This window comes from Chitinophaga polysaccharea (assembly GCF_007829335.1).
GTDB lineage: Bacteria > Bacteroidota > Bacteroidia > Chitinophagales > Chitinophagaceae > Chitinophaga > Chitinophaga polysaccharea_B.
Map to the genome: position 1 here is coordinate 13451 of NZ_VIWO01000001.1, position 22195 is coordinate 35645.

The 22195-nt window shown below is 46.7% G+C and carries 13 protein-coding genes and 1 tRNA gene; 7 read left to right on the forward strand and 7 right to left on the reverse strand.

Annotation, left to right across the window (positions count from 1 at the left end; all coding sequences use genetic code 11):
- Positions 1-195 precede the first annotated feature (195 nt).
- A complete protein-coding gene (locus FHW36_RS00065) occupies positions 196-2526 on the forward strand; it encodes a GAF domain-containing protein (RefSeq protein WP_145660295.1) in 2331 nt (776 codons plus the stop codon).
- 49 nt (positions 2527-2575) lie between these two features.
- Here the strand turns inward: FHW36_RS00065 and FHW36_RS00070 are convergent, their stop codons facing one another.
- Both FHW36_RS00070 and FHW36_RS00075 read right to left on the reverse strand, forming a co-directional pair.
- Positions 2576-6229 carry a BamA/TamA family outer membrane protein gene (locus FHW36_RS00070; RefSeq protein WP_145660298.1) on the reverse strand — a complete coding sequence of 1218 codons (3654 nt, stop codon included), beginning with the start codon at positions 6227-6229 and terminating at the stop codon, positions 2576-2578.
- The gene (locus FHW36_RS00075; protein ID WP_145660301.1) at positions 6226-7077 is read right to left on the reverse strand and encodes a hypothetical protein; all 852 of its coding nucleotides are present in this window, start codon (positions 7075-7077) and stop codon (positions 6226-6228) included. Before FHW36_RS00075 ends, FHW36_RS00070 begins: the two co-directional genes overlap by 4 nt.
- A 148-nt stretch (positions 7078-7225) precedes the next feature.
- Between FHW36_RS00075 and FHW36_RS00080 the strand changes: the two genes are divergently transcribed.
- From FHW36_RS00080 to FHW36_RS00100, 5 genes are read left to right on the forward strand one after another with little or no spacing between them, the layout of a single operon-like run.
- On the forward strand, positions 7226-8455 hold the full coding sequence (locus FHW36_RS00080) for a Pycsar system effector family protein (protein ID WP_145660308.1): 1230 nt from the start codon (positions 7226-7228) through the stop codon (positions 8453-8455).
- Positions 8456-8461: 6 nt separating this feature from the next.
- The gene (gene ppk1, locus FHW36_RS00085) at positions 8462-10453 is read left to right on the forward strand and encodes a polyphosphate kinase 1 (RefSeq protein WP_145660315.1); all 1992 of its coding nucleotides are present in this window, start codon (positions 8462-8464) and stop codon (positions 10451-10453) included.
- Positions 10454-10481: 28 nt separating this feature from the next.
- Positions 10482-10985 (forward strand): thioredoxin family protein, encoded by a 504-nt coding sequence (locus FHW36_RS00090; RefSeq protein WP_145660319.1) that lies wholly within the window; start codon positions 10482-10484, stop codon positions 10983-10985.
- A gap of 7 nt (positions 10986-10992) precedes the next feature.
- Complete coding sequence (locus tag FHW36_RS00095) at positions 10993-11502, forward strand: DUF4442 domain-containing protein (protein WP_145660322.1); 510 nt, start codon at positions 10993-10995, stop codon at positions 11500-11502.
- Between the two features lie 32 nt (positions 11503-11534).
- Entirely contained in the window at positions 11535-12938 is a 1404-nt protein-coding gene (locus FHW36_RS00100; RefSeq protein ID WP_145660325.1) for an MBL fold metallo-hydrolase RNA specificity domain-containing protein, read from the forward strand.
- An 88-nt stretch (positions 12939-13026) separates the two neighbouring features.
- On the opposite strand, the gene FHW36_RS00105 is transcribed toward FHW36_RS00100, so the two are convergent.
- The 3 genes from FHW36_RS00105 to FHW36_RS00115 form a co-directional block, all read right to left on the reverse strand.
- On the reverse strand, positions 13027-16233 hold the full coding sequence (locus FHW36_RS00105; RefSeq protein ID WP_186452254.1) for a ligand-binding sensor domain-containing protein: 3207 nt from the start codon (positions 16231-16233) through the stop codon (positions 13027-13029).
- 128 nt (positions 16234-16361) lie between these two features.
- Positions 16362-16433 (reverse strand) — tRNA-Glu (locus tag FHW36_RS00110).
- 254 nt (positions 16434-16687) lie between these two features.
- The gene (locus FHW36_RS00115; RefSeq protein ID WP_186452255.1) at positions 16688-17374 is read right to left on the reverse strand and encodes a DUF1345 domain-containing protein; all 687 of its coding nucleotides are present in this window, start codon (positions 17372-17374) and stop codon (positions 16688-16690) included.
- A gap of 299 nt (positions 17375-17673) precedes the next feature.
- On the opposite strand from FHW36_RS00115, the gene FHW36_RS00120 reads away from it, so the two are divergent.
- Positions 17674-20451, forward strand: coding sequence for a TonB-dependent receptor (locus FHW36_RS00120; RefSeq protein WP_145660332.1), 2778 nt, complete (start codon positions 17674-17676; stop codon positions 20449-20451).
- A 40-nt stretch (positions 20452-20491) separates the two neighbouring features.
- On the opposite strand, the gene FHW36_RS00125 is transcribed toward FHW36_RS00120, so the two are convergent.
- Together FHW36_RS00125 and FHW36_RS00130 are read right to left on the reverse strand one after the other, a co-directional pair.
- Positions 20492-21136 (reverse strand): hypothetical protein, encoded by a 645-nt coding sequence (locus FHW36_RS00125; protein ID WP_145660335.1) that lies wholly within the window; start codon positions 21134-21136, stop codon positions 20492-20494.
- A 62-nt stretch (positions 21137-21198) separates the two neighbouring features.
- Positions 21199-22194 (reverse strand): PorP/SprF family type IX secretion system membrane protein, encoded by a 996-nt coding sequence (locus tag FHW36_RS00130; RefSeq protein WP_145660338.1) that lies wholly within the window; start codon positions 22192-22194, stop codon positions 21199-21201.
- Position 22195: the final 1 nt, after the last annotated feature.

A 22195-nucleotide genomic window follows, 5' to 3' on the forward strand; every position in this document is an offset into this window, starting at 1 on the left:
GGATGTAGGTAATTGATTGCCATATCAACACTACTAAATACAATTTCCTGCATCCCTTGATACAATATTTCTCCTACCTTTACGTCTCCATTATTACCTCCTCTCTGTTATACCTGCACTCGTTATTGTAACTTGTATTAAGACATTTTTTGCTGGCATTAAAAGAATAGCCTTTGGTTATAATTATACGTAGATATGAAAGTTCTAACTGCACACCCCGGCGTTTTTAACGATGATAAAGTAATTGAGTCCAATATATCATTCGTCCCATTCCTCAACTATCTAAAGGAGAAAGTAGGCAATGGAGATGATGCCCGTTCCTCTTTTTACCAACTGATCATTGACAAGTTTGAAAGCAACCCGGATATACTAAAACCCATCTCACCGGATGCGGACCTCAGCCAATACAAGGAATACCTGGATTTGTTGATTGCTGCCATTTTCCCGGTAACTACCGACTCGTCCACGGATATTTATGGTATGGGAGCTCCTTATAGATTTGCCATCTTCCATTATTCAGATCTTTTCAAACAGCTTTTCACGTCAGACGGAAAAGAACTGACCACCGTACCCGACGGCATTTCGCTGGCCCAGGTGAAGAAAGATAAAATGACCTGGCTGTACAAACTAATCCTGGAAAAGGTATTTCACTTTCCCATGAATTATAAAAACGATATTATCCACCGGGTTGAAACGCCCGATGGCATTAAGCGTTATGTGAAAGTAAATATCGATGCCCGGTTTGTAGACGTAAAAGTAAATGGCTCCATACCACACCTGGACTATAATCAATTTTGTTCCAAACAAATTACCCCTGAGGGCTTACAACAGCTGCTTCCTACACACCTGTTTTCCCTGGAAGGCTTTGTGATATGGACGGTAAAAGATGTGACCCAGTCCGAAACGCTGAATAACATCAAGAACCTGGTAATGAATATGCGCGCCAACAATGAAGTTGACAGCTACCGGAGCCTGGAAAAAATGATTCCTACCATATTGGGGATCCCGGATATCACCGCGCATATGGTACCGTTTCCCAAAGTAAATGGTAAAAGCGTACTAGAAGAGCAATTTTCCAATACGGATCCTATCCTGGGCATCGGCAACAAGAAACAGCAACAGCATTTCTTCCAGTTGATGCTGGAACATCTGCAACAGCACCCTGTTCCGCTGATTGTACCGGATGTGAATGAGGCTACTATCAACCCTCATCCTTTTCTTAAGTTTCTGCCGATTAAAAATATCAGGAGCTTTATCCTATGCCCCATCACCCATAAAAAGGAGGTACTGGGCGTACTGGAATTAGCGTCCTCCGTACCGAATCGCCTATCAGCAGAGCCTTTGTGGAAACTGCAAAATGCCTACCCTTTATTGGGATTGATGCTGAGTCGCAGTATGAACATCCTGGAAAACAGGCTGAACGAAGTGATCAAAGACCAGTTCACCGCATTGCAACCTGCGGTGGAATGGAAATTTGTGGATGAAGCCTGGAATTACCTGCTCACACCTCCGGAAGAAAGAAAGGATATTGAAAGCATCAGCTTCGATGAAGTATACCCATTATATGGCGCCGTAGATATCCGGAATTCGTCTGTTCAACAAGGTAATGCCATTCGGGAAGATCTGCAGGAACAGCTGGAATTGATTCGTGATACGCTCGAAACAATCGGACAAACCGTGCACCTGCCATTGCTGGAAGAATTGCAGTTTAAAACAAACGACCTGCTACAACATCTCAGCAATAGCCTGCAAGCCGGCGAAGATCTCAAGGTAAACGAGTTCATGGACCAGGAAATACAACCAGTACTGGAACATCTATGTGAAGGCAATGAAACGCTGCAGCCGGTGCTGGAAAACTATTTCAAGAAGATAGATAAATCAGAGGGGCATGTATATCATCACCGGAGAGAGTATGAAGAAAGCCTGTCTCATGTGAATACCGCTATCAGTCAATACCTGGAAAAAGAAAGATTATACATTCAGCAATCTTTCCCCTGCTATTTTGAAAAATACCGCACAGATGGTATAGAATATACCATCTACATCGGTCAGTCGATTGCGCAGGAAAAAAAGTTTGACCACCTGTATTTGCGCAACCTTCGCCTATGGCAACTCTCGTCAATGGCACATATCGCCAGGCTGACGCATAAGCTGAGTCCGAAGTTAAAAGTGCATTTGCAAACCACACAAATGATATTGATGCACAGCGCTCCTATCACCATCAGCTTCCGCAGCGATGAACGCCGGTTTGACGTAGAAGGCGCCTATAATGTTCGCTACGAGATCATCAAAAAACGTATCGATAAAGTGCATATCAAGGATACCGGCGAAAGACTGACGCAGCCCGGTACCATTGCCATGGTATATTCTTATGCCCGCGAAATGGATGAACTGAAAAAATACATCGCATTCCTGCAAAGCAAAAAGATCCTTTTGCCGGAAATTGAGGAAGTAGAATTGGAAGAATTACAGGGAGTGAGTGGCCTGAAAGCCTTGAGGGTAACCGTGAATATGGAAGAAGCCTGAACCTCGTCGCTATATAAAAAGAAAGGTCCCGCTGAGCGGGACCTTTTCATTAAAACTTAAACCCGAAGGTAACATAGGGTACCGTTTCTTCTTTAGAATGCCCTATCACCGCGGTAATGATCAGCGTATTGATAGGCGCCACATAGATACCTCCACCATAGCCATCGTGCCATACATGCGAGGTTTCTCCTTCCCACCATACCCGGCCTACATCGTTGAAGGCAATCAATCCTACGCCGGCAGGCAATATGTATGTTTTCAGGTCGAATAATTTTACCCTTATTTCTGTATTGTTGTACACGCTGGCGTCGCCGGCAAACCGGAAATTGCGGTAGCCACGCAGGTTCTGGACTCCTCCTACTGTTAGTGCCTGGAAGTATTCATAATTCCCCCATAGCTTACCACCACCGAAACGGCTTACAATCACAAAGTTGGCAGGAATCCGGAAACTCATATAAAGACTCAAATCCGACTGCAGCTGGGTAGTATTGTAGCTATTTCCATTCAACCCAAAATTTCCGGAATAAGTGGTTGTCCATAAAACGCCGCGGGTGGGAATAATTTTATTGTTACGCGTATCCAGCGTTGCTACCACTTTTCCACCGGCATAAGCTTTGTTGGCATAGATACCGGCCGAATCGAGACCATTAGTCTTAAAATCTGTGATAAAACGATTCCCATTTTCATCTTTATCAAACGCGTAATTGGTAAAAGCAGGGCCGTACGCAATGTTGAAGTGATTGCCAAAACTTGTTCTCAGCAGTGCTTCTGCGTTATAGATATTAAACCGGGCGCGGTAATAAGAAATAGTTTTTCCGTTGGACTTATCAAATACGGTTTCATTGCCGAAACCGAAAAAGTTAATGGTATTATTGGGCGCTTTGGCTCGTGCGAATAGCAGGAGGTCTGATTTTCCGATCACGTCGGTGAATTCACCTTCGTAGCGGAAGTTCCAGGCGCGGGTAGCCAGTGCATGAGTAGCGGTAAACAGGTGCTTCGATGAAAACGGTTCCCGGCGGAAAGCATGCCGGGTATCGGATAATCCGAGCCCCAGTAATAAGCCATCATCGCGGTTATAGGCGCCAGCCAGCATAGGTACTGTTTTCTCGTACTGGAAGGCGTTTCGGTTATATTTGATATTCGCGGGATCGTTCGATAAGCGACGTTGTTCATTACGGGAGAGGGCAAACGTATCATTGCCGGTTCGCTGGTCGTATATACGTATCCGTTTACCAGCCTTCACGGTAGTACTGTCGATATAAGAATCGGTATCGCGGCCACCTACCAGGCGTATGCGGATGGGCGTGCCATGATCGCCTTTGATGACAAAGCGATCGTTTCCTCCCATGCCATATACGTTCACTTCTTTGGTTACAGCTGGGTCGAAGGTGCGGGAATAGATATTTTGCTTGATATTTCCTTTCTTGCTGATTTTAAAGATATCTAGCGCCACGGCGCCATTTTCCTGTTTATCCACCACTATCAGCTCATCTTTTTCGGTGGCTGGCACATCTACGCCTTTCGCCAGGAAGCGATAGTATTTCATCATGTTCTTTTCCAGGATATCACGACGAACAGACAAGCGATGGATCATCATCGGGCCTACCTGAGTCTTAACAGTATCCGGGAAGGCATTTACAGCAGCCTGTATCACGCTATCGGTCATCTTCTTCAGAAATTTCCCTGTTTGTTTCTTCCAGTCTTTTTCATCCAGCTCGTTCATAAAAGAACGGTCGAAGTACCGGGCACTGAACTGGAAGCCATTCACATCGGGGATGTTATCACGGAATCCTTGTATACCCGGTAATATCCACGGACGGGAAGCCAGGCGGGGCAATACACCACCATTGATAAAAAACGCCTGGTCGCGGTCGCGGGGTACGGGGTAATAATAATCTTCCCCTTTATGCGATTCTTTGTACCAACGCCACTGATCATCATGACGGTCGAAATCCATAATATAAGTATCGAGTATACGTGCCCTTAGTACGGCTTTCTGATCTACATGTGCATCATTATCTCCTAAAATCTTAGCCAGTACTTTTGGGGTATTGTAAGTTTTATCATTCTTCCCCGTCATGGGTTCCCGTTCTTCGAAGAGATATACTTCGTTACCGAAAGTATTGGCGAAGACACCCAGCGCCGTATCCGCCGGGAGATATACAAACGTGGGATTAGTATGAGGTACACCGGCAGCTTCGGCCAATACGCTCACTGCCAGTGGCGCAAAAGGATTGGCCGCGGAGATTTGGTCTTGTACCACATCGCGGGCAACTGTTTCTCTCAGCAGCTCGGGTATAGCCGCCAGCGGGAATTTCTTTAATGAGCGCATCGCGTATTCTGTGCCGGTGCTATCTTCCAGCCGGAGGGAGTGCGTTTGTTTGCCGCCTCCACGTTGCAATACCTTCAGGCCTCCTTTGGCAGTAGCCAGGTTTAACACGGGGAAATTCAAAGGTGTAGCCCATACCTTGCGGTAGTTTTCACCCAGGATGAATTTATGGAAACCACCGAAACGGTTGTATTGGGTGTCTGCCGCCATCCTGATATAAGGCGGTAATTCAGCGGGCGTTTTGTAGGTCAGGGCCTGTGAAGATATATCCTGTATGCGAAACAGGTTTTCGCTGAATACCGGTGTAGCACCGTTATCTGCGAAATAATACTGTGTGCGTACGGTACCGTCAGACAGCAACTCCACGGTGCTGAAACCATTGGCAGTAGAAGCAAATTGTGATTTGGCGCCTTTTTTAACGCGGTTATGCTTAGCGCCACTTCCACTAACGACATAAGCATTTTGCTGATCCCTGATAAGCTGCAATGTATGGTCGTGTCCCGACACAAATACTACCGGGCCATGTGGTTTTAGCGCCTCTTCTACTCCTTTGATCATTTGCTGATACCGGGGATTGGGGATATCTTCCAGGCTGCCCAGTACTCCCCTGGCAAAAGGGTAGATAGATCCTATAACGGGCAGTGGAATATAGAGTGATGGCTTCAGATCGGTGAGCGGAAAAATATGTTGCTTCAGCGTATAGTAACCACCGTGAATGCCGTAGCTGCGGAAAGGATGGTGCGTAGCAAAGATGATCAGCTTATTGCGGTTCAATGCTACTATCTCCGACAATTTGGTGAGGATTTCATCATTGTCTTTACAATCGCAGGACGATTCCGCACCGGGCTTTTCATAAGGAAATACCCACCATTCACTATCCATAATAATAAGGGTAATGCTATCTGCTATTTTCACTTCTATCGGACCGGGGCAGCCATCTTTTGGCTCGAATTGCACATTATCCAGATGCTGGGAATCGACGTACCGTTGCTGGTTGCGGATAATATCCCAGCCATCTGGTTTGCTCTTATACCAGTCGTGGTTGCCGGGAATAATATAGCCGCGGGCGTTAGTACCGCGTACCAGGTTGATCTGGTAGTCCAGAATTTCTTTCGCAGCCGGATATTTGGCGCTGGCAGAATCGGGCACCCCTCTGGGATATACGTTGTCGCCGAGGAAGAGGATGGTATTGTTGTTATCCTGGAGATTAAATGTTTTACGCACCGCATCTACTACGGCATTATGCCCGTTGCTGTGCAATTCGCCGGCATCACCGATAAGGATGACACGCTTTACCACCGTAGGTGATTGTGCACTCACACTGCCATAAGCAAGAAAGAACAATACAATATAAAAAAGGATGGATCTGATCATTTGGACTTGTAGGTGAATTTAAGAATACTGGCGGCGCCATCGTAACCGCCTTCGTTAGAAATATACATATCGCCGTTAGGCGCAAAATCAATACCCTCCGGTTGCAGGAACAGGCGGTGTTTCAGGTTGTATGCTTCCTGTACATGGCCTTGCAGGTCGGCAATGACCAGCAGTCCATTTACCGAGGCTACCATATATAATCTTTTTTCTATCGGGTGAATAGCGGCGGCCGATGGTTTAAAGAAGCGCATATCTGCCCCCACAAGGCGGGCAATTTCCCGGGCCTCGAAATGATAAATGGCGGTGGTATCAAATGTCTTGGAAGCCAGGTCGAAACGGTAAGCGCTGGTAATTCCCAGCTTTTTATCGTCTTCACAATTCTTACATACCATCACAATGCTGTTCCTGGCACTGTCGTAGTAGGTGGTTTCGAACTCCCGTTTACCCTGCTTTTCCAGTTTATAGTGATCGCTGTAAACGCTATCGGTGAACAAACCATGTACATGATACAGGGAGCCGCTGCTCTTTAATACAAACCATCCGCTGTCGGTACGACAAATATCTTCATAGTCGCCGTTTTTGGCGAACTTATAATACGGATAAGGCTTGGTAGCTGCCACATCTACCTGGTAAATCCTGCCCTCCTCATCGTTAATCGCCACGATCTTATGTTCATCCGGGAATAGTACAATCCCGGAAATTTCCTGCATGGATTCCCGCAGCCGGTAACGCACCGGCTCTTTTAAATCATATCCTGGTGGAGTGGAATACACTTTTTGTTCTCTGTCACTAAAAGTATTGCATGACAGTAAGAAGAGGAGAAAGATTAACCCGATCCGGACATCCATAGTGTAACTTTATGGCATAAATTTAACTCAAAAATGCAGTAACTTAGGTTGAATTTGTGAATTGTAATACCGGAAACAGCGAATATGTCGTTATAGTCCATGAAAAAACGGCATTCACCGTTTCTTATCTTAATTTTTTCTCTTCCTTATGAACAATATTATCATAGATGCAGCCCGGGATTATGTGCTGAACCAATACCAGCAACATCCGCATCCCAACCTGGTATATCATAACCTGGTTCATACCCAACAGGTAGTACAGGCTGCTGCACAAATAGCCGCCCATTACCGTTTGCAAGACGATGAACTACTGGCGGTATATGTAGCTGCCTGGTTTCATGATGCCGGCTATTTAATAGGAGAAGGCAAAGTACACGAGGAAAACGGCGCGCAGGAAGCGCTCCGGTTTTTACAGCAACAACAGGTCCCTGAAAAAGTTCAGTCGATGGTGCAAGGAGCGATCCTCGCCACCAAAATGCCCCAGTCGCCCCATACCCTGGTAGAACAGATTGTTTGCGATGCCGACCTGTCTCACCTGGGCTCCAAAGAATTTGCTGACCGCAACAAGCTCCTGCGCCAGGAATTACAGCTTACTTACCAGCGGGATATCCCAGCCATCAACTGGCTCACGAACAATATTACCTTTCTGACCGAGCATCACTACTGGACCGATTATGCCCAGATGTTGTTCAAGCAACAGAAAGACGAAAACCTGGCTAAACTGAAAAAGAAGCTGGAGAAAAAAACAGCAGAAGCCGCAGAGGAAGCCACCAATGCACCTGCTGATGCCGGTACTGCCCCGCTTAAAGCGCAGGAAAAAATTAAAAAAGATAAGACCAAGAAGCCGGAAAGAGGAGTGGAAACGATGTTCAGAACCACTTCTACCAATCATATCCGCCTCAGCTCTATGGCCGACAGCAAAGCGCATATCATGATTTCTGTCAACTCGATCATTATCTCCGTGATATTGAGCGTACTGGTAAGGCGCTTGGAGGATTATCCCAATATGATCATTCCTTCCATTATCTTCCTCACCACGGCAGTGCTAACCGTTATCTTCTCTGTATTGGCTACCCGCCCTAATGTAACCAGTGGCGTATTTACCAAAACAGATATTGAAAAGAAAGATGCCAACCTGCTGTTCTTTGGCAACTTCTATAAAATGCACCTGGAAGAATACCAATGGGGCATGAAGCAAATGATGAACGATTCCGACTTCCTGTATAGCAGCATGACCCGCGACATTTACTACCTGGGCGTAGTATTGGGCCATAAATATAAACTGTTGCGCATTTCCTATAATATCTTCATGTTCGGATTAATTATTTCCGTCCTTGCATTTTTGATAGCAGCTATTTTCTTCCCGGTAAAAGCATAATGATTCATGGGTATTCCTTTATATAACCGCGATCTGAGCTGGTTATCGTTTAACTACCGGGTGCTGCAAATGGCGGCGGACCAACAGGTACCGCTATACGAACGCATTAAATTCCTGTCAATTTTTTCTTCTAACCTCGATGAATTTTTTCGGGTAAGAATGCCGGCTGTATTGACTATTAACAAAGTGTTAGCGCAGGACCCTGCTGCCGGCGAAAATGAGTCTATCAGCAGTAGTACGTTGCAGGAAGTACTACAGGAAATAAACCGGCAGCAACAGGAGTACGGTCAGATCTTTACTGGCAGCGTATTACCCGACCTGCTGGCACGTGGGGTACAGTTGTATTACAATCAACCCTTAAACGCCTCTCACCAGGCATTTACAAAAAATTATTTTCTCACCACGATACTGGCTTATTTACAACCGGTGTGGTTGAACGGGAAACCGAAGAAACCATTCCTGGAAAATAATGCGCTTTATTTTGCGGTAACACTGCTCCCGGAAAACCGCCCGGAGTCGCAGGAATATGCCATCGTAAATATACCGGCATCCTTATCCCGCTTCCTGCAGCTGCCATCTATTGATGGCATACATTATATCACCTTCCTGGATGATATCATACGTACCCATCTCGCATATATCTTTCCGGGATATACGGTGGAAAACTGCCATAGTATTAAACTCACCCGTAATGCAGAAATGGATATGGATGAAGTAAAGGGCGATATACTGGAAGAAGTAGAAACGTTTATCCGTAAACGTGAGTTAGGTGTGCCTACCCGCTTCCTGTATGATGCCACCATTCCTTTACCACTATTACATTTCCTGGCCGGGCAATTTGATATCCGGAACGATGAACTGGTACCCGGGGGGCGTTATCATAATTTGAAAGACCTGGCAGATCTTCCCGCTCCCGCGGGATTAACGCAGATCAGTTATCCCAGGGTGACTCCTGCGGAGAACAAAACAGCAGCGGCTACCGACCGGTTACTGGACCTTGTACTGCAACAGGACCTGCTGGTACATCTCCCCTATCAGCGTTACGACTATGTGCTGCGTTTCTTCAGTGAAGCTGCGCTGGATCCTGATGTAGCCGAAATATATGTCACCCTGTATCGCATTGCCTCCGGGTCGCAGATCGCTCAGGCGTTGATCAGCGCTGCTAAAAATGGTAAAAAGGTAACGGTATTCGTGGAGCTGAAAGCCCGGTTCGACGAGGCCAACAATATCCGTTGGGCCAAGAAGATGAAAGATGCCGGCGTGAAACTGATCTATAGTATCCCGGGCATGAAGGTGCATGCTAAAACCGCCCTGGTAAAGCGCAATAGGGGCTATCAATGGGATTATTGCGGACTGATAGCTACCGGCAATTTCAACGAAAGCACCGCCCGCTTTTATACCGATCATGTTTTGTTTACCTCCCACACAGGTATTACCAGGGAGATGGAGCTGCTGTTCCTCTACCTGCAAAGCAGGGAACAACCACTGGCCTACGATTTTTTACGGTTCGAACATCTGTTGGTGGCGCAGTTTAATATGACCAAACGTTTCACCAGCCTGATAGACCGGGAAATCCTATACGCCAGGGAAGGCAAGCCTGCCCATATCATCATCAAGATAAATAACCTACAGGAAAGGGGGATGATTAGCAAGCTGTATGAAGCCAGTGAGGCCGGGGTACAGGTAACCCTGGTGGTAAGAAGCATTAACTGCCTGGTTACCGATATACCGGAGAGCCGGAATATCCGCATTATCCGGATTGTAGACCGCTACCTGGAACACGCCCGGATATTTATCTTCCACAATAACAACCAGGAAGAAGTGTATATGGGCTCTGCCGACTGGATGAACCGCAACCTTCATCGCCGCATTGAAGTATGTGTACCTGTGTACGATACAGCCCTGCAACAACAGCTGAAAGACATTGTACAATTACAGCTGAAAGACCCTCGCCATGCGCAGGAAGCAATCAGCGCGTATGTGCAAAATATAATGTAAATTAGATACCCTGAATGATTAGTTTTTTATGAAGAAGTACGTTTGGACACTACTACTGAGTATTGCCTTTGCTATTCCAGCTACTCAGGCACAAACCCATGACCTGGAACACATCTATAATCCTGCTGCCGATGCCAAAACAGATATTGCTGCTGCGGTTAAAAAAGCGGCGGCAGAAAATAAGCACGTACTGTTACAGGTGGGCGGCAACTGGTGTATCTGGTGCAAAAGGCTGTATAAGTTTATTGAGGACGATGCCGAGCTGAAAGCTGCCATGAACAATAACTATGAGGTATATCACCTCAACTACAGCAAGGAGAACAAAAATCTGCCGATACTGAAAGAACTGGGATTTCCACAGCGTTTTGGGTTCCCGGTGCTGGTAGTGCTGGATGCCAAAGGAAACCGGCTGCACACGCAAAACACCGGCCTGTTGGAATCTGCTGATACTTATGACAAAAAGAAAGTATCGGAATTTCTGAAGCAGTGGTCGCCCGGCGCCTTGCTCCCCTCCCATTATGTTAACGAATAATATCGCCATGAATACTGGCATAACCACTTTTAACACGGATGCTGTGCAATCTTTTCAAAAGTTTGCGCGGCATCCGTTTAAGTTTTCGGCCTACCTGTTTTGGAAGCTGCCCGCTGCTTGGTTGTCGGGCGTTAGACTACAATCACTGGAAACCGAAACCTGCGTTACGTCAGTGCCTTATCGCTGGCTATCACAAAACCCTTTCCGTTCCACTTATTTCGCCTGCCTGGCTATGGCCGCAGAGCTGAGTACTGGTTTACCCGCACTGATGTATGCCAGTAGTACTTCCCGGCGTATATCCATGCTGGTTACCGGCATGGAATCAACCTTTGTAAAAAAGGCGACCGGCCTTACTTTGTTTACCTGTGCTGAACTACCACTGCTGAGAGCTGCCATGGAAAGAGCGCTGAACAATGATACCGCCGAAACAGTTACCCTTCATAGTGAAGGCAGGGATAAAGACGGCATACTAATTGCCTCTTTCGCCATCACCTGGTCGTTTAAAAGTAAATCGTAAAACGGTGAACCCTTTCACCTTAAAACACTGATATGAAAATTGCATTTCATGGCGCAGCACGCACCGTTACCGGATCAAAACATCTGATCACACTCAAGAATGGCAAAAAGATTTTATTGGACTGCGGAATGTTCCAGGGAATGGGGCAAGAGACCGATGCAATGAACAGGGACTTTGGTTTTGAGCCTCACGACATTACCTACATGGTATTATCACATGCGCATATCGATCACTCGGGGCTGATTCCGCGACTGGTTAAAATGGGGTATAGCGGCCATATCTATTGTACACCTGCTACCCGCGACATGACAGAAATTTTGTTGATGGACTCTGCTGAAATACAAGAGGACGATGTAAAATTCACCAACAAGAAAATGGCCAAAGAAGGGCTTCCCTACGTACAGCCGCTGTACAGTGTGGAAGACGCCAAAATAGCCATTCATTCTTTACAGCCCATGGGCTATAATACCTGGACCAATATCGACCCGGATATTCAACTGATGTTTACCGACGCAGGTCACATTGTGGGCGCAGCATCTGTACATCTGCGTATCACGGAAAATGGTAAAACAGAACAAATTTCCTTTAGCGGAGATATTGGCCGCTACAACGATGCTATTCTGAAATCGCCTGCCACTTTTCCACAGGCAGATTATATCCTGATAGAATCTACCTATGGCAGCACGCTTCACGCTGATGCAGCCCCTGCAGATGATGAACTGCTTCGTTATATCCGCGAAACCTGCATAGAAAAAAGAGGAAAATTGATTATCCCTGCTTTCAGCGTAGGCCGCACCCAGGAACTACTCTATGCGCTTAACAATGCACAGCTCAAAGGCACGCTTCCTAAAGTAGATATCTTCGTAGACAGCCCGCTGTCTACAGAAGCTACCGCGGTTACCAAAGCCCACCCGGAAGTATTTAACAAGGATGTCGCCAATATCCTTAAAACAGACGACGATCCATTTGACTTCCCCGGACTGCGTTATATAAAATCTGTTGACGAGTCCAAAGCACTCAACTTCCGTAAGGAACCCTGCGTGATCATCTCTGCCTCAGGCATGGCCGAAGCCGGCCGTGTGAAACATCATATTGCCAACAATATCGACGAACCACAAAACACCATCCTGATCGTGGGCTATTGCGAGCCGCAATCATTGGGTGGACGCCTGATGCGCGGCGCCAAAGAAGTATCTATCTACGGTAGCCGCTATGAAGTAAAGGCGGAAGTAGGCGTTATCCGCTCAATGAGTGCACATGGCGACTATGAAGATTTAAGCCAGTGGCTGGCCTGCCAGGATCCCAGGGAAGTGAAAAAACTATTCCTGGTACACGGCGAGTACGATGTACAACAAATATTCAGAAACTGGTTACTGAAAAAAGGCTTCCTGGATATTGAAATTCCCGAAAGACATTCCGAAATCGGTTTAGGTTAATCAGTCCGTAAAGGCGCAAAGAAAAAAGCAGCAAAGGAATTAAATTTCTTTGCTGCTTTTTTCTTTGCGCCTTTACGGGAATATGAGCTTATTCTTCTACCAGCGGGAACCACAGGTTCACTCTTGTTCCCGATGCTTTTCCTTCCTCATCGGTAAGGTCTTCGATATCAAAGCTGGCATCTACATTAAAGCGGCTATTATAGAGCGATAAACGGTCCCGTGTAATTTGCAGTCCCCGTGACTGATGCCCGGGTTTATTTGCTTTCTTCATTGCAGCGGCCTTCTCTCTACCTACTCCATTATCTTCAATGGTACATAAAACCCGGTCATCTACCTTTTTAAAAGTGATGGTGAGATTTCCTTTTCCTTTTTCATGCACCAGGCCGTGCCAGATGGCGTTTTCCACAAATGGCTGAATCACCATCGTAGGTACTTCTACCATATTGGCATCCAACGATGGATCGATGATAATTTCGTATTCAAATTCGTCGGAAAAACGTAGCTTTTCCAATTCCATATAATTTTCCAGTACACTCACTTCCTGTGCTACGGTGATATTATTGAGCTGGGAGTTATCCAGTACATTACGGATCAGTTTTGCAAAGCGACTCAGGTAAGATAACGCCTGCTCCGTTTCGCTTTTCATCATAAAAGTCTGGATTGAATTGAGCGCATTAAAAATAAAGTGCGGATTCATTTGTGCCCTCAGGGCTTTCATTTCCAACTGTGCAATTTGTTGTTGTATCGCTTCCCGTTTCTTTGCTTCCCGCTTGATTCCCGAAATGCGCAACCTGAAATACAGGTATACCAGGGAGGCTGCCAACAGCAGGCAGATTAACTGAAACCAGCCTGTTTGCCAGAAGGCTGGCTTAATGAACAGGCGAAGGGTAGTGATATGATCCGAAAAGGTACCCGCTGCATTTACTGCACGTACCTTAAAAAGGTAATTTCCCGGCGGAAGATTCGTGTATTTAGCCACCAGTATGTTATCTGTCAACACCCAGTTTTCATCAACTCCTTCCAGCTGATAATAATACCGGATGCGTTCCTGGTGGTATTGCAGGCTCTTAAACTCAATGCTGATAAAGTTTTGCTTATGGCTCAGTATTACCGGTACGCTATCCCGCATGGCGGCCTGTATGAGAATGGTACTGTCTAACGCCTTAAGATTTACAATCGTTACATCGGGAGGCGGCAGCGCTACCTGCAGGCTGTTGGGATCGAAGGTAACCACGTGATCAGAAGCGCCTACCAATAGATTGCCATTCTTTAAGCGGATCACACGGCGGCGCACTTTCCGGGCATTGTCCACAATATCGTCGGCCTGGATAAATGTTTCCAATTTATTTTCGGGGAGATAATAACGATAAAAACCATATTGGGTGGTAAACCATACCTCGCCCTTATCACCCATCACCATACTCAATACCCATTGGTCGAATAACTTCGTATTGGTAAGCAGTGGCCGGTAAGTTTGCCGGAGGGTATTATAAATCCACATCCCATGATCGGTACCGGCCAATAACAAGCTATCGTTATAGCGTAGCAGGGAAGTGATATTGCTGTATACCCTTGAGCTCCGGGTAAATGCTTCCCTGATAGCGATGCAATGCTGCCGGGTATTAAACAGCATGAGCCCTGCACTGCTGGTTCCCAGCCATAACATAGAATCATTCTCCGGCACAATATCCATCACAGATACCGGGCGCTTCAGAGAGTCGGTCAACTTATTGAATTGCCGGAAGGTATTCTGTTGTGGATTCCAGCGGGCCAATCCTCTTTTATAAAGACCTATCCAAACCGTGGTATCGTTTTGCGGTTGTAAATGCAAAACCGTTTGTTCGTATAATACGGGTGAGGTTACATGTTTGATAAATTGTCCTGTAGCAGGATTAAAGAGAGAAAGATTCCCATTTTCCTGGCCTACCACGATAGTCCCATCTTTTAACTCTGCGAAGCTCCATACCAGGCCCCGCTCTTCGGGTAAAGAAGTAGCGGTATTCCCGGTGGAATTGTGCACATAGTTGCGTACCAGGTTCAAATCAGGCGTAAGGCGACTGAAGCCTTGTCCCCAGTAACCTACATATACATCGCCGTTAGCGGCCTGCAAAATGCCTGTCACTTCTGTTGCCGGGAGTTGCTCCTTCGTATTGGGGAAAACGGTGCGGCTGTCGAGCAGGCGGAAGGTTTTATTGTGCAGACTGAGAATATTCACTCCCCGGTCGGTACCGATCCAGAGATGTCCTTCCCTGTCGCTCAGGAAACAGTTAGCCTCGTAGTTATAATGAAACCCTTTTTCATCGTTATTGTTGGCGGTAATATTCAGGTCGAAATGACCCAAAGCACGGCTAAAACGGAAAATTCCACCTTTTTCGGTGGCTGCCCATACGTTTTTGTCCCCATCATAAACAAGATCGAAAGTGTTGTCCAGTTCTCTTTTTACTTTTAGCAGGCGTTTTTCCAACGGTGTTTCAAACGTATAGGCGTTCAGTTTACGGGAGGCCGGATGGAAACAGAAGAGTTGTCCGCTGCGACAGGCCAGCCATATCTGGTGATCGGCATCGGTAAATATCTTCTTAAAGGTATTGTCTATATCCAGTATGGGCAGGTGTTCCGGATTATTGACGCGGCTGTATAAATTTTTCCGGTCCCGGTCTAGGATATAAACGCCGTGTTTTCCGCTGAGCCAAAGGTTCCCCGCTTCATCTTCCATGATGGCATCCATCATTTGTTCACGATCAGCTTCGGGAATAATGGTCGCTTTCTGGAAATTAAAGGCTTTTTCGTTGAACCGCAGTAATCCATCATGCGTAGTAGCCCATATAACGCCGGCATGGTCCTGCACAATCTGGCTACATTGCAGTCCTTCAGGGCGTACATCTTTTTCGGCCACTTTCAAGGTTCTTACCAGGTCGGTTACAGGGTCGTATACACGGATGTTATCGGGGGTTCCCATCCATATGCGTCCCTGGTGGTCTTCACAGAGGCAGATATCGTCGTAGTAAATGGAACCTGGCACGCGGTCGAAACTGGCTACTGTCAGGAGATTGGTGCCATCGTATCTTTGCAGGGCGGTGCTGGCAATCCAGATAAACCCTTTTTTATCCTGCATAATAGCGGATACGTGATTACTGGCCAGGCCATTGCTGATATCCAGGTGGGAAAAGTTGTACGAAACCTTGGACGGATACTGTGCTACTGCATTGGGAAGGGCAACCACTATCCACAGCAGGTAAAAGATATACCTGGCTGCATGTTGCCATCGCGGGGCAGTTACCTTGACATGCCTATGCATCATTACAATATCGGAGACAGTTGCAGTGCTGTAATAAATGTACTAAATGTTGTTGTTAGTTGTATGTGGTAAGGTGCGGGAAATAATGGCTGAAATGAAAAAGGACCTCTTTTCAGAAGTCCTTCTTGTACCACGTACGGGATTCGAACCCGTGATTCCTCCGTGAAAGGGAGGCGTCTTAACCCCTTGACCAACGCGGCATTTTTCGTTTGGGATTGCAAAGATAGGAAAATGTTTATTATTCCAAAATTTTTTTTTATTTCTTCCCAAAGATAAGAAGATTATGCTTTCTACCACTCAAAAAAACTGGCTTTTCCGGCTGGAAGCTACCCCATCCCTACCCGCTGCCACGGGGCATTTGATCTGTTTAAAGCAGGCTTATTGTGGTATTATCTCCCCGAAAATATTTTTCAGGGAGAGAGATGCCCGGTACTAACCCCAAAGACTATACGATCTATTGTTTCAGGCCAGCGATCAGGTTAATGGTCAATGCCACTACAAACGTGTTGAGCGCAAACGACAACAGGCCATGGGCCAAGGCGGTACGCCGGATCACCCGCCTGCTGATCTCTACATCCGATACCTGGAAAGTCATCCCGATCACAAAGGAGAAATAGGCAAAGTCGATATAATCCGGATGCTTTTCACTCGGGAACTCCAGCCCACCGGCATGTTTGGTAACATCCGTCCCGTCATCATCATAGTATAAATTAGCGTAATGGAAAGTCAGCGTGGTGTGTACCATTACCCAGGAAGCCAGCATGCCCATAATCGCTACCGGTAAGTAAATCATCTTAGAACCACCCGATACCTCTTTCGACAACATCAACAGCAGTACAATCACCAGGCTGGCAATAGAAGCCAATACCACAGAAAAGGATACAAATATCCGGCTGCCATCATCTACCCTTGCCCAGGTACGCAACTCCTCTACCGTACGATTATAAAACACAATCCATCCCGTGACGATATAGGAGATGGCAAATACATCCCAGGACAGCATATACTGCACCAGCGGATGAAGCTTCAGGTCAAATAAGAAAAAGCTTACCAATACCAGACCTGCAAATCCCAGGCTTACCAATACCCGCTGTAATGGGTGCATGCCGACCAATAACTTTACGGCCTTCTTTTTTCGCATAACAATAACTTATAGATTAAAGATAGCCCTGTTTTTAAAGACATACCTATCCTGTGAAAAAATTATTATCCTACAAAAACAGTAGACTATTGTTTAACCCATTCAATTTCGTAAATTAGTAGGACACTAATTAATGGCTATGAATCCCAACAACCGGCATAGATTCCGGGATAACCCGGAAAGCCGTCAACAACAATGCCTTCGGGCATCCAGGTAATTATCAACCAGTATAGTAACTCCCCGGAGTGGTAATGCCACCTGCATAGACTGCTCCTACTCTCAACATTAAAATCAATAGCATGAAATCAAAATTGTACGCCCTGCTATGGCTTTTCCTATTGTCCGTTACAGCTTACGGACAAACTATTGAAGGTACCGTTGCCGATAAGCAGCAACCACTCGCAGGCGCCTCTGTAAGAGTGATCGGCGCCAACACAGGCGCTGCCACCGACGCCAGCGGCCATTATAAAATAAAAGTACAGCCGGGTAAATATACACTCAGCGCCAGCTACATCGGCTACCAGGCCAGCATGCAGGAAATAACCGTAGCCGCCGGCGAATCAGCTACCCTCAACTTTGTACTGAAATCAACAGATGACCTGAACGAAGTGGTGGTACTGGGTTCCAGGAGCGCGCCCCGCAGCCAGCTATCTACCGTGGTACCGGTAGACGTAGTAGATGTAAAACAAATAGCCCAATACTCCCCACAGGTAAGCATCAACCAGATACTCAACTATGTGGCGCCTTCCTTTACGTCCAACACCCAAACCCTGTCGGACGGAACCGACCATATAGATCCCGCTTCCCTGCGCGGTTTAGGCCCCGACCAGGTACTGGTGCTCATCAATGGTAAAAGACGGCATACTACGTCCCTCGTTAATATCAACGGCAGCTTTGGTAAAGGTTCCGTAGGCACCGACCTTAACGCCATTCCTACTTCTGCTATCAAAAAAATAGAAATATTGAGAGATGGCGCCGCTGCCCAATATGGCTCTGATGCCATTGCAGGTGTTATCAACATTGTGCTCAACGACGAAGTAAATAAAGTAAACGTAGGCGTATCTACCGGCGCTTATGTATCCAAAAACTCCGTTAATGGACTCGACGGACAAAATGTACAGGCCAACATCAACTACGGCCTGCCACTGGGCGATAAAGGCGGCTACATCAACCTGGCCGGCTCTTACGACTACCGCGATTATACCAATCGCACCGGCACCTTCTCCGGTACTATTTTCAACGACTATAACGATCCTGCCCTGGCAGCTACGCCAGGTAGCCCTACCGGGAAAGATATTACAGATGCAGAACTAGCCAAAAGAGGTCTTACGCGCAAAGACTTCAACTCCCGCATAGGACAATCGGCCAACCGCGGTGGTAGCCTGTTCCTAAACGCTTCGTTGCCCATCAGCGACAAAGCCGAACTGTATTTTTTCGGAGGCCTCAACTATCGCCATGGCGAAGCAGCTGCCTTTTACAGAACACCCTCCCAGCTTACCCAGAACAACGATACCATCTATCCCAATGGCTTCCTGCCGCTGATTGTGACCGATAACCGCGATAAATCATTGGCCGCTGGTATCAGGAGCACACTGGGTGAATGGAAAGTAGATTTCAGCAATACGATCGGGCAAAATGCGGTGGACTTCAACGTAGATAACACACTCAACGCCTCTCTCCTGAAAGCCTCTCCCACTACCTTTGAAGCCGGTGGTTACCGCTTTCTTCAAAACACCACCAACCTCGATTTTACCCGGTTTTTCAAAGATGTGCTGAGCGGGATCAACGTAGCCTTTGGCGCAGAACATCGCTACGAAAACTACCGCATCCTACCCGGTGAAGCATCTTCCTACATCAATTACGGCAATGCCCTCAAAATAGGCACAGACGGACAAGGGAACCCTATTCTCATTCCCGATCCAAAAGGAAATATATCTACCCGCTTTGCGGCCAATGGCAGCGCATTTGCCGGCGGCGCTCAAAGCTTCCCGGGATTTAGTCCGGATAATGCCACCAACGCGTCCCGAACGTCTGTTGCCGCCTACAGCGATGTGGAAGTCAACTTCACCGAAAAACTGCTGGTGGATGGAGCCCTCCGGTTTGAAAATTATTCCGACTTTGGTTCCACCCTCAACTGGAAACTGGCCAGTCGCTATCAGTTCAGCCCTAAGTTCCTGCTGAGAGCCGCCGCCAGTACCGGATTCAGAGCACCCTCGCTGCATCAGCGCTACTTCAATGCCACCTCCAGTATATTCACTGATGGCGTATTTCTGGAGTCAGGCACCTTCACCAACGACAGCCGCGTAGCAGCTTTGCTCGGTATCCCTAAACTCAAACAGGAAACTTCATACAGCTACAGTGCCGGTATCACCAGCAACCTCGGACCACTGAAACTAACGGTAGACGGCTATTTCATTCGGATAAACGATCGCATTGTTTATACCGGGCAGTTCTCCGGTAACAAAAATGGTACCCCGCAGGAACAGGAAATCTACAATATCCTTCGCACCGCCAATGCTACTACAGCGAGGTTCTTCGCCAATGCTATCAACACAGAAACCAAAGGAATAGATGTGGTAATTACGTATACCGTACATCCCGGCAAAGGTCATCTCCGGGCAGATCTCTCCGGCACGTTTGCCAAAACCAACCTGGTAGGACCTATTCACGCATCACCACAACTGGCAGGCAAAGAAAGTACCTACTTCGATGCGGCCAGCCGCATCTACCTGGAATCTGCCGTTCCGCAAACAAAAGCCAACTTGTCGCTGAATTATACTATTCAGAAATGGGGTTTCTTCCTGCGCAATGTTTATTTCGGGAAAGTACAGGAAGCTACTAACGTAGTAACTGCACAGGATTGGTATAAAGGTAAAGTGGTAACCGATGTAAGCATAGGATACCGGTTTATTCCCGCACTGGGGCTGACCATCGGCGCCAACAACCTGCTGGACATCTATCCTGATAAATTATCGGCAGCTAACCAAAGCTCCGGACGCTTTGTGTACAGCCGGGCCTCACAACAGTTTGGCTTCAACGGCCGTTTCCTGTTTGCAAGGCTCAATCTCAGCTTCTAAAAAGAAAAGGAGACGCGGGTTCGCGTCTCCTTTTCTTTTCCTATTCCAGGCTGTGGAGCACCTCCCGATACTCTCTTAATGCCATATCATCGGAAAGATTATCCGGATCAGCGATAAATGTTTTTAACGCCTGCTTATATTCTTCTTTAAACCGCCCGTTATTACGACTCGCTTCAAACTGTATCCGGGCTTTTTCCACCAGCTGCTTATTTTCATGGACAATTCTTGCCAACCCATAAGCAGATTCATCGCTTAACACCACAATATTCTTTTCATAACCCGGGATATACTTCAGCACAAAAGCCTCATTGGTTGGCGGCAATAATATGGCGTTTCTTACCGGGTAGATAGCGGCCGACATCGTAGAAAATCCGGTGAGTACATCTTCTCCATCCGGTGTTTTTACCAGCACATCATAATCATAAATAGGATTGTCATTGAGGGTACTGCTGGTTTCAGATATTAATGTAACAATACCGGTTCCTTTAACGCCATAGGCATTCAGAAACCAGGCATTCAGCATATGCGCCAGGAAAATATTGGCAATAGGCATCAGCAAAGTGAGGATACCAAAGATCAATTTTTTAGTAACGGCGTATAAGGCACCGAAAAACAATACTAACAATAGAAATGACCAGCCGGGATGATGGCTCAGAAAATACAGTACAGCAGAAATGGTTTGCATGGGTTACATCTTTTAAAAGTCCGGTTTTCCTTTTACCAAACTTAACAATAAAACCACACATACTAAAAATAAGAGCAGCGAACTTGTCTTAATGAAGTTCTCTTTGCATTATCCATTCTCCTAAAATAATACCCTACGGAAATTTCATGGGTCCCGTTATTGTAGGTGCGGTATTTATTCAGGGCATAGTCAAAAGCATAACCGATCCGTAACTCATGTATTACAAATACTTCTGCCATTGCCACGGCAGCACTGGATTTGGTAAGACCTGGCTGCAAATCGGGTTTATTATAAATATGTACAGCAGTACGATATCCGCCACCGATCCATACCATTTCCTTCAACAGTATAAACATATTCAGATCCAGGCTGGTTGGACCTCCGCGGTCATCTTTCAGCAGGAAGGAAGGTTTTAACATCACATCGTCATTCACGGGAAACAGGGCCCCCGCCGTTAGATAATAGTGAGGCTTGGACACGGGGATAAAATGCGCCAGTGGTTTATTTTTTACCTGGTACTGTGCTGTAAGGTTATCTGCCGAAAATCCAATAAACCAGTTGGCCGTTGAGTAATATATTCCGGCTCGCATATCAAACAACAGCATATGCTGCGCGGCGCCACCAATATTTGGTTCATTGGGATTGGTAAAATCGAGCTTGCCGGGATCGAGCCCCTGCTGTACGATACCGGCGCCTATACCGAGTGCCAGCCGGCCACTTTCTGTTCCTAATGGAATACGATAGGCATAGTTACCATAGGCTGACAACTGGCTCTGGGCGCCTATCTTATCGGACGATACCTGCAAGGCTAATCCTACCCGGTCGTCGTTTACATTGCCGTCCACCGCCAGCGACATGGTTTGCGGCGCACCGGCAATACCTACCCACTGATCCCGGTAAAAAGCGTGCGCATTCAATTCCTGCCGGTATCCCGCGTAAGCGGGATTAATGTAAATCCCGTTGAAGATATACTGGCTGAATTGTGCATCCTGCTGGGCCTGCGCATACTGCCCACCTAATAAGCCCACCAGGAAAACGAAATATTTTTTGATACACATA